Raw genomic sequence first — 14349 nt, forward strand, 5'->3', positions numbered from 1 at the left:
TACACAGGGGGCTATTCGGAGGGCGTTAACCCGTCAATCTAATTGACGCGACCCGCCAAAGTAATTGACATTTGATAGCAAAACATTCTGGTGGGGTCGTTTTCGGGCATCAGCTACAGTGAATTTGCATTGGCCCTAGCGCCAGTGGCCATGGTCGGATTGGGGCTACAGGTGGGGTTGCTCTGGCTGCTCTATCCAGACGTGCGATCGCTTCACCCCTGTCCACCGCCGCACCTACCTCGTTTTCGGGTCTATCGACCCGTGCTGATCAAAACCTTGATTGTTGCCAGCCTGCTGCTGGTCGCCTTTGTCGTTGGGTTACCCCTGGCAGAGTCGGCATTTTTAGCGGCAGCCGTACTACTAGTGACCCGGCGCATTAAGCCCCAGCGCGTATTGCAACAGGTTGACTGGTCACTGCTGGTGATGTTTTCAGGCCTGTTTATCTTGACCCGGTGCGTACAGGAACTTGACCTGTTGGCTGGGGTGTCCGCCTGGGTGGCTCACCCAGCAGGGCTACTGGCGGTGACAGCAATTGTATCCAATTTGATTTCCAATGTACCGGCGGTGTTACTGTTGCAGGGGTTAATTTCACCGGAAGCCACCCAAAGCTGGCTACTGCTAGCGGCGGGGGCTACCCTGGCCGGAAATCTAACCTTATTTGGGGCAGTTGCCAACTTAATTACAGTAGAGGCGGCAGCGGCAGCAGGGTATCGACTTTCCTTCTGGCAGCATTTTCGGTTTGGGGCACCGCTGACCTTGATGACGCTGGGCCTTACCTATGTTTGGGTAGGGGGCTTAACATCAGCGGCGTTACCGAAGTGAACCGCCTACTTTAGTTCACGAGTATCGGCTGGCAGAAATATGCCCTCCCTTGCTAATGGTGTCAGGTTTTAGGTGTCAGGTTCTAGGTGTCAGGTATCAGGCATGGTTGGCCGACTTATGCTGCAGAGTATTAGGGGGCTGTCAGCCCTAAATTTGTAGGTTGGGTGGCGCGTCAGCTAGAACCCAACAAGGCTGACTGCGGTTGAGTTTCACTTCGTTTCACCCGACCTCCGAGTATCCTAATGTTTAGGCTTGATACTGTAGTTAGAGCCAGAGCTTCCCAGCGGGCGATCGCTGCAACCACTGGCGAAATTGCGTTTGCTCAGAGGTGGCCAAATCCTCTAAAGGTTCTAAGGCCCGCATCACAAAGTTGGCATTGCCAAAGTAATCTTTGCCAATGCGGTGGGTTTCTTCCAAGAGTCGCTGCAGATGATGATCTTGCCAGGGGGGAAGCTGGGGCATGGCTAGGGGATCAACCGTCAGTAACGTTTTGATGGCTTGGGGCGTATTTGTCTGGGGGAAGTGCCATTCAGTAAATACCTGACCAATGTCAGTTTCAAACTGCTTGGCCTGCTTATGGCCCAGCAGATCTTCCACATCCATATACAGCACTTGCAAAATTAGCAGGCAGGCTTTGATATTGACCTCACTGGCTGATGCAACTCGCTGGCTGGCGGTCGTGTCGGCAGTTTGATCAATCCGAACTTTGCCCCAAACACTAAAGCGATCAGCCTCTTCGAGCAGCACACAGGCTTTGCCCCGGTTATCCGTTAGATCCCGCCATAGGGCTCTAGCGTCCTCTTCCTGGGCAGAGGTAAACATACTCAACAGACGAAAGGTTTGCCCTTGGTAGGACAAAACCGGAATCTGCTGATCTTTCTTGGGATGTCGCATCATTTTGATGTCAACATCCTGCCGCTTGAGGATGAACATGGGGTTGCCTGCTGACTCCTAACTGAGGGATAAGACCCGCTGTAGGTGACGGTAAAGAGCAGCACCACGGCCAGAGTGTGTAAACGTTACCCTGATTACCGCACTTAAGTGCCTGTTGTCTCTGTTTGGATGACTTATTGTAGCTGTCATTTCTACTCTGGCGGCAGGGTAATCCTCTAAAATAAGTGAGTGATTGTTAGGGCCATTAGCTCAGTGGATAGAGCAACCGCCTTCTAAGCGGTCGGTCGCTGGTTCGAGTCCAGCATGGCCCGTTAAGTGCATGCCAGTAGAAGAACAGCCTTTCCTCGAAATCGTCTAAGCCGACGGATTGCTGAGCCGAGCCGCTGTGCGCAGGATTTGTCCGGCTAGCATGGCACCGCCAAACCCATTGTCAATATTGACAACGCCAATACCAGGGGCGCAGGAATTGAGCATGGTCAGCAGGGCAGAAATTCCCTGGAAGCTAGCGCCATAGCCAATACTGGTGGGTACTGCCACAATCGGGCAATGGGCTAGCCCAGCCACAACACTGGGTAGCGCCCCTTCCATACCAGCGACCACAATCAGCACGTCCATCTGGTCGATCAAGTGGCGATGACCCAGTAAGCGATGTAATCCGGCTACGCCCACATCCCAAAGACGTTTGACCACAAACCCGGATAGCTCAGCTGTGATAGCGGCCTCTTCAGCTACTGGTAAATCTGCGGTGCCGGCTGTCAACACCCCAATGGTGCCAGGATGCCGGGGTTGCCAATGTAAGGGAACGAGGGCACAAATGCGAGCCACCTCATAATACAGAGCTTCCGGGATCTGCTGGCGTAATTGCTGATAGACCTCTGGTTCAATCCGGGTAGCCATGACCACTGGATTGCGGCGGTGCAGGCTGCGCATAATCTGAACGATGTGGTCTACTGTTTTCCCTGGCCCCCAAATCACTTCTGGAAAACCAGTTCTCAGGGAGCGGTGATGATCGACCTTGGCAAAGTCGTCAATCGGCTCAAAGTCGAAATATTTGATTTGGTCGAAGGCGCGATCGGGGCTAAGCTGCCCTTGAGCCACCGCATTGAGTAGCGCCCGCAAAGCATCAGGCTGAGTCACAGAACACCCAGAAAAGGTACTTATCTACGCTACCGCGCCGATGCAGAACAAGCCGATGGTAGAAAAAATCAGATTGTCACAGAGTTGACATAACCCAGTGACCTGGGCGACACATATCGTCCCTATAGTTAAAACAATCGTTCACTCCTCAACACCCCAAGCGCCAGACTCAGCTCTGGCGCTTTTTATTTAGCTTGATTGGCGGGCACCCTTACTCCCTACCTCTAGGATGGATGCCGAGATGGTAGTCAGGGGCGCTGAGCTGTTATTTGGGGATAGTGAAGCTGTCCGGAAACCGCTTGGTGGTCTTGTAAACATAAGTTAGTAACCTTGCCTGCCCTTCGTTTGAGGGGGGAATGGTGCTGATTCAAGGCTTCGACTTAAGCTCAGTCAAATGGCTATGCGTAAAGCTGGAGCCAGGGTATAGCTGGGTTTCCGGCCCATAGCCAAATCAGCACCGTTTGCCGTAGGGTGCTCTGCCTGAGTTGGTTTGGGCATTCTGAGGTAGCTGGGTGATCACTGTCCTGACGTTATTCTTCTTGATTATGAAACGGCATCTATTATCTATGGGTCTTGTTAGTCTTGGGGTACTGGGGCTGGCTTGGCCCGCATTGGCCCGGCCCCAAATTGCCAGTGGCGACCAACTGCTGGAGACAGACGTGGATGGCTGTCTGGCGTTAGCGGATCAGCTTATCGCTGACTTAGGGGTGGAGTCTGACCAAGGCCCGATTGACCGTACCGGCTATTTTGAAGATGGTTCTTTTCGAGTCCTGTGCTATGGCGCTGGGGACGATAGTCTGGCCATTGTGTTTGCCTCCCATGAGACCTCGGCAGAGGTGGCCTCGAACTTTATTCAAATGGCATTAGTTGAACTCTCGGGTGGGGAGAGCACCTTGCAGGGCTCAGCCCAGTAAGACCTTTCCTGCGTTCATTTGATGTCAGGGTGGCGGCAGAAATCGGCGCAATTAATCGCTGCCTCTGACATGGCCAGGCTGGGATGAATAGTGCATTTAAGCCGATAGTTGCCAGTAAAGAATTTGCACCTCGAACAGGGAATTTTATGCAAACCAACAGAGTATCTGATTGTGTCCCGCAGAATTAAATATCCTGTCCAGGCAAATAGAGCTAAAATTGTCCAGGGTGCTAATAGTTGGCCCAGCCTCCACACTGGTGATAGGGAGACTGAAACATTAGCTAGTTGCAAGTTAGAGAACTCAAAAAATAGTATATTCATGACAAAGGAAGCATCACCTTAATAGATGACACGCAGTGAGAAAAAACATCCGCAGGAGGAATACCTCCCCCCTGCGGAGAATTAGGAGGATTGAGTCGTTGCATAGTAGAGTTCCGAAGAACTAGTTACTATGTGCATCAATGAGAATAGGTTTAATAGTAAACAAACAATCTGAAAATCTTAGGAAGCTACTCACGATATCATCTGGCCAGGACTTCAGATATTTGATCTGACAGACTATAGGGGTCATAGGGCTTGGTGATTAACGCTGCAATGTCAAGCTGGCTAAACTGTCGCTGCTCACTAGATTGTGCTTTAGCGGTTAGTAGAATGATAGGGATTCGAGCCGTGTCAGAATTTTCCCGCAATTTTGCCATGGTCGCTAAGCCGTCCATGCCAGGCATCATAATGTCTAATAAAATTGCGTCCGGTTTTTCCTCAGCCGCTTTGATCAAGCCCTCATAGCCAGAGCTTGCCACAATGACATCCCACTTTCCGGTAATTTCAAGGCACATTTGGGTGGCTTCTCGAATGTCCGCCTCGTCATCAATAATGAGAATCCGCTTATTGGTCATGGGCTATTTTATAAATGGGTAGGGTAAAGAAAAAGGTGCTGCCCTGGTTTAAGATGCTTTCTGCCCAGATTTTGCCGCTGTGCTTTTCTACAATGCTTCGACAGATAGCTAGCCCTAAACCAGTACCTCCCTGGTGTTCGTCGTCTAAAACATTTAATTGTTCAAATTGGTCGAAAATAGCTTCCAACTTATCCTCTGGAATACCTTTACCTTGATCGTGAACGGCGATTAAAACACTCTCGGGATGAGGTTTTTCTGTTTTTGGCTCGAGATTGGCTTCGACTTTCACGACAGATCTCCGAGGAGAAAACTTGATGGCATTGCTGAGTAAATTGGCTAGGGTTTGAATGATACGATCTGGATCGACCCAAAGTTCAACAGAAACTGAAGAAATGGTAATATAGATCTCTTTTTTGTCAGCAATGGCTCGCATTTCATCCACCGCCTGATCGATCAGCTTAGCTAGGTCGTAAGTTTGTCTTTTGAGTGTGACTTTACCCAACTTAATTCGCTCTATGTCGAGGATGTCATTTACAAGTCGCACGAGTCGATTGGTATTGGAAAAGGCAATTTCCATCATCCGTCGGCGTTTATTTTCAGAGACGTCGAGATTATCGTGGGCTAAGAGTCCAAGGGCTGTCCGAATAGAGGTTAGGGGAGTTCTAAGCTCGTGGCTGACAACCGAGATGAATTCATCTTTCAGTCGTTCTATCATCTGACGCTCAGTAATGTCCTTGAAGATCAGGACGGCACCGGAAATATGGCCACCATCTTCAATGGGGCTGCTGATATACTCCACTGGAAAATATTCTCCTTGTTGAGTTCTAAAATGCTCTCCTGAGCCCCGGTTATGGCTACCGTGTTTTAGAGTTTTAAATATGGGACTATGCTCCCATTCATAGGATAAATCATCAGATGTTTTAGGTGCTATGAGCTGATGCATAAACTGGCCCAGCATAGCCTCCTTGGCATACCCTAGAATTTGAGTTGCCGCTAGATTGACAAAGGTGATTTCACCCTGAAAATTTAACCCACAAATCCCTTCACCAGCCGACTCTAAAATGAGTTCGTTTTGGTGGCTTAGGCGTTTGAGTGAGTCTTGGGCGATGTGAAGTTGTTGGAGAGTGCTTTCTCGCTCCTGAATTTCTCGTGTCAAGTCGGCATTGGCCTGTTCTAGTTCCTGGGTGCGCTGCAAAACCCGACCTTCCAGTTCAGTGTTGAGGGTTTGAATCTGACCGTAGAGGCGGTTTTGGTAAATGACTTGGGCAACGTGGTGGGTTAGGGTATGGGCCAGGTCAATATTGTCTGTCGTCCAGGGCTGAGTTTGGTCTCGTTTCAACTCCCGCCAGGTATCGAAGGACTGGCGGGGTCGCTGCTGACGGGGGTCACTGCTATCGAGGCGACCGGCCCAGATGGTCTCTACATTAAGGGCCTGGCGGAAAACAGTGAGATAGCCCAGGTGCTGATTGTGATAAAATAACTGCGCCACTAGGATGCCGCCGATCCCTTGAGATTGCAGTAGAGACTTGAGCCATGGGGGCGCCTGGGAATCAGCCAAGTTGTGGATGGCCCAAAGCCGTTCTCCAGGTCTGGTAGGTGCCTCATTCAGTAACCAAGATTGCCAGGCCTGGTGTTGCTCTAAGGGCTGCACAGTAGGCGATCGCGCCCCAGCAGATCCTCCTGAACTCACTCGCTGGCTGGTGGCCTTGGGGACCAGTGGGTCTGGTTGTTGTCCGGTAATTAGCAGTTGGTTGCGGGTGCCCAGTTGGGGCAGGGGCAAGTAGAGTCTGCCGCCTATTCCCTGGAGTGCCTTTACGGTTTCGTCTAAGGCTGGTTGGAGAGCCGGGGTGGGGGTGTGGTGTAACAGGGTAATAACCCGATTAGCGGCGGCTTCGTACTGGGCTTGGCGGCGGCTTTGGCTGAGCAACAGCGCATGGGACAGGGCAACAGATACCTGGTCAGCGACCAACTGTACCACCTCTAGCTGCCTGGGTCTGATGCGGCGGGGGGTGGTGTGGTGAGCGACCAGTAGCCCCCACAGGGTTTGGTCATGCAGCACGGGTACCACTAGGGACGACTGTACCCCCATGTTGGTCAGGTACTCGACATGGCAGGGGTCAACCGAGCGAAACCAGATGTCTGGGTTGAGAGGCTGCTGGGTCTGGGCGTGAAGCAGGGGGCTAATGCCGATCTCTTGTTCGGCTACATTGACAATGTGACGTTGACGGGTAATGAGAAATAACTCTCGGGCCTCTTGGGGAATATCTTCGGCGGGAAAGCGATGGCCAAGTAGGGACGGTAACTTCTGCCCCTGAACAGATTCGGCAACCACTTCACCGCTACCGTCGGGCTCGAACCGGTAAAGTTTGACGCGATCGGTTTTGAGGAAGGTGCGCACCTCGGTGGCGGTGGCAGACAAAATCTCTGACAGCTCTAAGGACTGACGGATGCGGTCGGTCATTCGGTGCAGCAGAGCTTCGGGGGTAGGTTTAGAGTCGCTAAGGTAAGACAACATGGTAGAAGGGGCCTGGGTCTCAACCGATAGCCAGAGATAAGTGGTCTTTGGGGCGAACTACCGGGGGGGGCACTGGGTAGACTCGTCCTAGGTGGTGCAATAGACGCTGAACTAGATCAGATTCAGTCAAAGTTTTATCAATCACATCGTTAGCTCCGGCTAGCATGGCGGCATGTTTACAGGCGATATCGGTGTGGGCGGTCAAAAAGACGATGGGGAGCTGATGCCAGTGGGGGGTTTGCCGAACGACTTGGCAGAGTGTAATGCCATTGAAGTCTGGCATTTCGATGTCGAGGATGAGTAAATCAGGGGCGGTCGTCTGCAGCGTTGGCCAGAAATGGGTGGATTGGTTGAGGGTGGTCAGTTGAGCTCCCCAGGGTTCCAAAAGAGTCCGCAGGGCGGCCAGTACATGGGGGTCATCATCGACAATCAGCACTTTGGCCGGGCCAGGGCGCGATCGCTCCAGTAGCCCCCGTTCTAGAATCTGGCCCACATCAGGGTTGTGCAAGAAGGTGATTTGACCCAGCTGGGCTGCCTTAATCCGGTTTTGTAAACTGCCGTCGGCACTGCACACTAAAACCGATCCAGGCAGGGTAGGGGGAATTAGCGCTGAAATCTGCGCCAGGGTGGCGGGGGGGATTTGGCTCAAGCAACAGTTAAACAGCCCGAGCTGAAGCTGGGTCTGTTCGGTAGGATGGCTCCCCATGACCTGTTGTTGAAACCTCTGCAAGTCAGCCAGCTCTGAAATCCTCTCGACGACCCAGCCCGTCTCTGTGGCAGCCAGTTCCAGAGCCTGAGTCAAGCCTGGATTATCATCGACGATGGTCAGTAGCGACTGCGTAGGCGGCTGGCTAGAAAGCGGAGTCTTGGCGGGGCCTTTGGCCAGCTCTTGCTCTAGGGCCGTGACCCAGTTCCACAACTGCAGTCGACTGGTGGGGGTCAGCGGTAGGGCATAGGAAAAATGCTCCTCTATCCGGTGGGCCAGGTCAGATCCAATGGTTAGACCAAATACCCCCAAAGCTCCTTTGAGGCTGTGGGCTGCTCGGTGAGCTTCTTGGTGGAGGTCAGCGGGCAGCCCATGATTATCCAGGGCGGCCAACGCTCGCTTGACCGTGGCCAGCCGGTCTTCATGGTGGCCTTTGACCCTGCTCCAGAGCGATCGCAGCGCTAACTGGGTCTGCTGTCGCTGGGCTTGGGGCGATCGCGCCGACTCAGGGGGAGAGCTCTTCGCAGGCCTTTGAGGGGGTTGCCCAGGGCTTGCGGTCATCTCGGGGGAGCCATTCTCCGAAGAAGCGAATGGTTTTAACCGATAGCCCACACCGTAGACCGTTTTTACCAGATCACTGGGGGCCCCTGCTGCGGTCAGCTTGCGCCGCAGCCCTTTGATGTGGGCCGTCACCGTATCTTCCCCCGGTGCTTCGCCACAGTTCCACAGGTTGTCGATAATCACGCTGCGGCTAAATACCTGGGAGGGCTTACGCAGAAATAGTTCTAGCAGGCGGTACTCTTTGGGAGTTAAATTGAGCGTTGTGTCGCCGTAGGTCACCTCCTGGGAATTGGGATTGAGCTGCAAATCTCCCCATTCCAGCAGAGACAACATCGGTGCCGTGGCCCGCCTGAGCAACACTCGGGCTCGGGCTAGTAATTCGTCAAGTTCAAAGGGTTTAGTAATATAGTCATCAGCACCGGCATCGAGACCAGCAATCTTGCGGCTGCTAGAGTCTAAAGCCGTCACCATCAGCACTGGCATCTGATGACCGCAATCTCGCAGCCGCTGGCAGAACTGAATGCCGTCCAGCTTGGGCAAAACCACATCCAGCACAATTAGATCATAGGTAAACGCATTGACCAATTGCCAGCCCAACTGACCATCTCTGGCAACATCGACAGCATAGTGCTCCTCAACAAAGCCCTGCTCTAGCACCTTGGCGATGGAGTCATCATCTTCAACGAGTAGTATCCTCATTGTTTTATGCCTAGATAGCAACACCAATCAACCCATGACTGGTTGATGACGAATATGGGGATAAAATAATTTGACAATGTTATTATTAATTAAATTAATAAAATCTTATCAAAGTTTATTAAAGTTAATAAACTTTGAGATAAATACTTTAACTGCTAGCTGAAGTCGCCTAGTCTCGGAGTCTGAAGCATAATAGGTTGGTGCAAATAATAGACCCAATCCAAGCCCAGACCTGGGGTCTTACCTGTAGGAAAACCCTGGATTTCGATCTGGACTTGGTATGAATCAAGGATTTTTCTGTTTGGGAATCTCCTTAGTGAAAGTAAGTACCGTATTGTAATCCTGGAAACAGATAGTTCAATACAATCATTACCACGGATAAAATGATTAAAGTCAGGGTGGCCATGATTGGGGCGCTGGTAAAATATTTGGTTAAAGCCGACATCGGTATGTCTCCTGAACTAGGATTGGGTAACGTTAGCGGGGAGATACGGAAAGCTCACTATCCTTTGCAGTTAGCTGACCCGTGGACAGTTCTTTGAAGGCTAGTAGGGGCCATAGCAATCCTTTGGCAAAAGATTGAATAGCTAAAGGAATATCAATGAAGATCTCGGTTTCCTCTGGCTTAGAACGACGTTTACTGGCGATTAAATACGATCGTCCAGACCACCCCACAAATCCAGCGAAGTAGAAAAAGATGCCAAAGGGGATAGCGATATCTATGGCGCGATCAAACCGCAGTTGTAGATGGGGTAAGCCATCGTCACCGCAGAGTAAATTGTCAGCATAGGCCTGATAGGGCTGATCAAAGTAGTAGCCCTCAGGTGCATTTTCCATGCGGGTGATAAACGCTGCGGAATCTTGGCAGGGAACCAAATGAGTATCCCCCATGGCCCTAGCTTCGGGTATGCAGCTGAGCCAGATGGCAATCATCAACAAAATTCCTAACAAGGTTTTCATGGAGCATCCTCCTAGGTAAAGTAGGGCATTGTATAGGAGCAGCGGAGACTTAAAGTGGCCTCGGTGCAGAGGCATCTGCTGCTTGAGTTGAATCTTGTCCTAGAGCTGTGTCGCCATTCGACTCCCGCTCAATCCAAAGAAAAATGATGGCGAAAATGGGAAATGGCAAAATATAAAAGATCATTGGAATCATGATCCAGGGTAGCCAAGGTGCAGCATAGGCCCCGGTCAGTTGAGTCATGTCAGCCATGGAATACTCCTTGATTTTGGGTATCGGGTATCGGCATCCCCTCCTGGGAGGGGCAGGGGTGGGTTATTTGGGTATTGGGTATCGGCATCTCCTCCTGGGAGGCCTGCGCTGTATAGCCTGCGGCATGGCTTCGCTAGCGTGTAGCGGCCCCGGAGGGGCAACCTGTCGAAGTGGGCAGAGGTGGGTTATTCGGGAACTGGGTTTACGGTTCACGGTTCACGGTTTAGGGTTTCGCCGTTCCTCGCACCTAACACCTAACACCTGACACCTTTCCCCCGTTAGCTCACATTGACGGCCCCACGTAGCATTGCGTCGAGAGCATCAAAATTTTCTAGAAGCAGGTAGGCGAAAATAGCCCCACCCATGGAACCCAGGAGGATGCCGCTACTGAGCTGAAACCAGTCCTCTTTGTTGCGTAGGGGGCGCAAGCGGTCTTGGGAATGGGAGTTATAGGCCCCCCTAGGATCGCCTTGGAAGGTGGATAGGGCAAAGATGGAAATGCCCAAGCAGGCAGATACGGTAATGTAAATGGCGGTAATTAGACCACTGAGGTTAGCTCCGTGGGCGGTTTCTCGCAGGGGGCCGACGACGACTTCTGGCCCGACCAAAAAGTAACCGTGGGCCATACCAATTTCTAACCCCCGCAGAAAGGGGCTGAGGCCAGGGCGGTAGGCAGGTAGATTGTTGATGTAAGCCTTGACGAGGCCAGAGCTATTGATCGGGGTAGCCAGGTTACCGAGCTCGGGATTGCCCTGGTAGGGTTGGATAATGTCGTCATAGTCGTAAGCATCGGCCCAGGGGGGAGTTTGCGTCGAAGTCATCAGCTTGCCTCATAGTTCAAAAGTGGAGAAAGTCCTGGTCGCTGAACCTCGACCAGGACTGATCTGGGACGAGGAGAGTCCGCAGCTTGGAGAACGGGGGAGCGATCGCCCCCGGTCAATGGTGTTAAGGAAATCGACTCGCCGTAGAGGCGATCAGAAACGCGCCGTAGGTGGCAATGTAACCAACGGTGAAATGGGTCAGCCCCACCAGGCGGGCCTGCACGATAGACAGGGCTACGGGCTTATCTTTGGGATAGCCAAAGGATAGGGGTGTGTTTTCGTGGGCCCATAGCAGGGTCTCAATCAGCTCTTGCCAGTAGCCCCGCCAGGTAATCAGGAACATGAAGCTGACCGCCCAGGCCAGGTGGCCGAATAAAAACATCCAGGCCCAAACAGCCAGGTTGTTCGTACCGGCTGGACTATAGCCGTTAATCAGCTGGGCCGAGTTGAGCCACAGGTAGTCGCGGAACCAGCCCATTAAATAGGTCGAACTCTCGTTAAACTGAGCCACGTTGCCCGACCACACTGACAGGTGTTTCTAGTGCCAGTAGAAGGTCACCCAACCCAGGGTGTTGAGCATCCAGAAAGTGGCTAGGTAAAAAGAGTCCCAGGCGGAAATGTCGCAGGTACCGCCACGACCGGGACCATCGCAAGGGAAGCTGTAGCCGAAGTCTTTTTTGTCGGGCATCAGCTTTGAACCCCGTGCATCCAGAGCGCCTTTCACCAAAATTAGGGTGGTGACATGCAGGCCAAGGGCGATCGCATGGTGCACCAAAAAATCCCCAGGGCCAATGGTCAAAAACAGCGAGTTGGTGCCGCTGTTGATCGCCTCTAGCCAGCCGGGCAGCCAGACATTACCATGGTTGGGCCAGGCAGTACTGGCAATGCTGTCGGGGTTTGACAGCAGGGTGCTGATGCCATAAAGGGTCTTGCCATGGATGGCCTGAATCCACTGGGCAAACACAGGTTCGACCAGAATTTGCTTATCGGGGCTGCCCAGGGCCATTTCACAGTCGTTGTGTACATAGAGGCCGAGGGTATGGAAGCCCAGGAACAACGAGACCCAGCTTAAGTGGGAGATGATCACCTCTTTGTGGTCCAGCACCCGGGCCAGCACATTGTCGCGATTGGCCGCTGGGTCGTAGTCGCGAATCAGAAAGATAGCGCCGTGGGCAAAGGCCCCCAGCATCAAAAATCCGGCGATGTACTGGTGGTGGGTATAGAGGGCCGACATGGTAGTGTAGTCTCTTGCCATAAAGGCATAGGGCGGCATGGCATACATGTGCTGGGCCACCAGAGAGGTGACCACCCCCAGGCAGGCCAGGTGCCAACCTAGCTGAAAATGCAGGGAATTGTTGTAAGTGTCGTAGATCCCCTGGTGGCCACGGCCGGTGCGGGGAGCAATGAAGAAGCCTTTCCACCCAGGCCCTTGCAGGGCTTCAGTCATTTCTTTGATACTGTGGCCGATGCCAAAGTTGGTGCGGTACATGTGCCCTGCCACGATGAAAATCACCGCGATCGCCAGGTGGTGATGGGCCATATCCGTCAGCCACAAGGACTCAGTTTGAGGGTGAAAGCCCCCCAAAAAGGTGAGGATGGCAGTGCCTGCCCCCTGAGCAGTGCCAAACAAGTGGCCAGCGGTATCTGGGTTTTGGGCATAGGCTCCCCAATCACCCGAAAACAGCGGGGCTAACCCTTGCGGGTGGGGCCGTACGGCCAAGAAGTTATCCCAGCCCACATGCTGACCCCGGGATTCGGGAATGGCCACATGCACCAGGTGCCCGGTCCAAGCCAGGGCGCTGACCCCAAACAGCCCAGCTAGGTGATGGTTGAGCCGAGCTTCGGCATTTTTAAACCAGGACAGACTGGGTCGATATTTGGGCTGCAAGTGAAGCCGCCCGGCGTAGAGCATGACCGCGGCCAGCAGCAGCAAAAACATGGCCCCGGTAAACAGGTCGTTGTTGGTACGCATGCCGATGGTGTACCACCAGTGATACACCCCGGAGTAGCAGATATCCACCGGGTTCATGGCCCCGGCCTGGGTGTAGGCTTCGATCGCAGCTGGGCCAAACTGAGCATCCCAGATGGCATGGGCAATGGGAGAGGTGTTGAGCGGATCTTGAATCCACTGCTCAAAGTTGCCCTGCCAGGCCACATGAAACAAAATGCCGGAAATCCACAGGAAGATAATGGCCAGGTGACCAAAGTGAGAGGCAAAAATCCGCTGGTACAGATTCTCCTCGGTCATGCCATCGTGGCTTTCAAAATCATGGGCGGTGGCGATCGCATAGAAGAGCCGACGGGTGGTCGGATCTCGCTGCAAATCCTGACTAAATTTTGGAAATTTTGTCGCCATGGTTCAAAAAACAGGTACGAATGTCAAACAATGCAATTCGTCAAATCACCCAAGGGGTTACCCCACTGCCGCCATCCGCGCCAGGAAAAAGGCCCAGGTGGTGACAATGCCCCCCAGTAAATAGTGAGCGGCTCCCACAGCCCGACCGTGGGTAATACTGAGGGCCCGGGGCTGAATAGCGGTGGTAATTTTCAGCTTGTTGTGAGCCCAAACAATAGACTCAATCAGCTCTTGCCAGTAGCCACGGCCGCTGAACAAAAACATCAGGCTAAAGCCAAAGACAAAGTGCCCGGCCAAAAACAGCAGCCCATAGGCCGATAGGGCCGACCCATAGGAGGCAATCACCTGGGAAGCCTGGGCCCAGAGAAAGTCTCGTAACCAGCCGTTATTAGTAATTGATGACTGGGCAAAGTTGCCGCCGGTAATGTGGGATATGGTGCCGTCGGCATTCACCGTACCCCACACGTCTGACTGCATCTTCCAGAAGAAGTGAAAAACCACAATCGAAAGGGAGTTATACATCCAAAACAGGCCTAGAAACACGTGGTCCCAGGCAGACACCTGGCAGGTGCCCCCTCGCCCTGGCCCATCGCAGGGGAAGCGAAAGCCCAGTTCGCCCTTGTCCGGGATAAGTCGAGAACTGCGGGCAAACAGTACCCCTTTCAGTAGTACCAGCACCGTCACATGGATGGTGAAGGCATGGATGTGGTGAATCAGAAAATCAGCTGTGCCTAATTGAATGCTCCCGGTTCGCTCATTTCTAAGGAGGTTCCTCAGATTCTGGCCCCAGCCGAGTGTAAATACTCACCGGGAAGTTGA

The 14349-nt window shown here is 52.8% G+C and carries 10 protein-coding genes, 1 tRNA gene and 3 pseudogenes; 3 read left to right on the top strand and 11 right to left on the bottom strand.

The genetic code is table 11. The features are described 5' to 3' along the window. Nucleotides 1–78 precede the first annotated feature (78 nt). Nucleotides 79–822, top strand: a pseudogene (locus E1H13_RS24815) (SLC13 family permease); the annotation flags it as partial. 264 nt (nucleotides 823–1086) lie between these two features. On the opposite strand, the gene E1H13_RS24820 reads toward E1H13_RS24815, so the two are convergent. Beyond that, nucleotides 1087–1755: an Npun_F0813 family protein gene (locus E1H13_RS24820; RefSeq protein ID WP_169617657.1), complete on the bottom strand. Its 669-nt coding sequence runs from the start codon at nucleotides 1753–1755 to the stop codon at nucleotides 1087–1089. A 199-nt stretch (nucleotides 1756–1954) separates the two neighbouring features. Between E1H13_RS24820 and E1H13_RS24825 the strand changes: the two genes are divergently transcribed. Further along, a tRNA-Arg gene (locus E1H13_RS24825) sits at nucleotides 1955–2027 on the top strand. A gap of 43 nt (nucleotides 2028–2070) precedes the next feature. Here E1H13_RS24825 and larB read toward each other — a convergent pair. Then, complete coding sequence (larB, locus tag E1H13_RS24830; protein WP_169617658.1) at nucleotides 2071–2853, bottom strand: nickel pincer cofactor biosynthesis protein LarB; 783 nt, start codon at nucleotides 2851–2853, stop codon at nucleotides 2071–2073. A 566-nt stretch (nucleotides 2854–3419) separates the two neighbouring features. On the opposite strand from larB, the gene E1H13_RS24835 reads away from it, so the two are divergent. Further along, nucleotides 3420–3767: a hypothetical protein gene (locus E1H13_RS24835; protein ID WP_240966841.1), complete on the top strand. Its 348-nt coding sequence runs from the start codon at nucleotides 3420–3422 to the stop codon at nucleotides 3765–3767. Between the two features lie 520 nt (nucleotides 3768–4287). Here E1H13_RS24835 and E1H13_RS24840 read toward each other — a convergent pair. From E1H13_RS24840 to psaA, 9 genes and pseudogenes are all read right to left on the bottom strand, one after another. Continuing rightward, nucleotides 4288–4662, bottom strand: coding sequence for a response regulator (locus E1H13_RS24840; protein WP_169617660.1), 375 nt, complete (start codon nucleotides 4660–4662; stop codon nucleotides 4288–4290). Then, on the bottom strand, nucleotides 4652–7177 hold the full coding sequence (locus E1H13_RS24845; protein WP_169617661.1) for an ATP-binding protein: 2526 nt from the start codon (nucleotides 7175–7177) through the stop codon (nucleotides 4652–4654). Before E1H13_RS24845 ends, E1H13_RS24840 begins: the two co-directional genes overlap by 11 nt. 19 nt (nucleotides 7178–7196) lie before the next feature. Further along, the gene (locus E1H13_RS24850; RefSeq protein WP_169617662.1) at nucleotides 7197–9143 is read right to left on the bottom strand and encodes a response regulator; all 1947 of its coding nucleotides are present in this window, start codon (nucleotides 9141–9143) and stop codon (nucleotides 7197–7199) included. A 313-nt stretch (nucleotides 9144–9456) separates the two neighbouring features. Next, nucleotides 9457–9588, bottom strand: a complete 132-nt coding sequence (locus tag E1H13_RS24855; RefSeq protein ID WP_169617663.1) for a photosystem I reaction center subunit IX — start codon at nucleotides 9586–9588, stop codon at nucleotides 9457–9459. 32 nt (nucleotides 9589–9620) lie between these two features. Next, nucleotides 9621–10103, bottom strand: a complete 483-nt coding sequence (locus tag E1H13_RS24860) for a Photosystem I reaction center subunit III (RefSeq protein WP_169617664.1) — start codon at nucleotides 10101–10103, stop codon at nucleotides 9621–9623. A 49-nt stretch (nucleotides 10104–10152) separates the two neighbouring features. Then, complete coding sequence (gene psaI, locus E1H13_RS27525; RefSeq protein WP_169617665.1) at nucleotides 10153–10353, bottom strand: photosystem I reaction center subunit VIII; 201 nt, start codon at nucleotides 10351–10353, stop codon at nucleotides 10153–10155. Nucleotides 10354–10631: 278 nt separating this feature from the next. After that, a complete protein-coding gene (locus tag E1H13_RS24870; protein ID WP_169617666.1) occupies nucleotides 10632–11174 on the bottom strand; it encodes a photosystem I reaction center subunit XI in 543 nt (180 codons plus the stop codon). A gap of 124 nt (nucleotides 11175–11298) precedes the next feature. Further along, nucleotides 11299–13530, bottom strand: a pseudogene (psaB, locus tag E1H13_RS24875) (photosystem I core protein PsaB). A 57-nt stretch (nucleotides 13531–13587) separates the two neighbouring features. After that, nucleotides 13588–14271 (bottom strand): annotated as a pseudogene (psaA, locus tag E1H13_RS24880) (photosystem I core protein PsaA); the annotation flags it as partial. Nucleotides 14272–14349 lie beyond the last annotated feature (78 nt).

Source organism: Nodosilinea sp. P-1105 (genome assembly GCF_012911975.1).
Lineage (GTDB): Bacteria > Cyanobacteriota > Cyanobacteriia > Phormidesmidales > Phormidesmidaceae > Nodosilinea.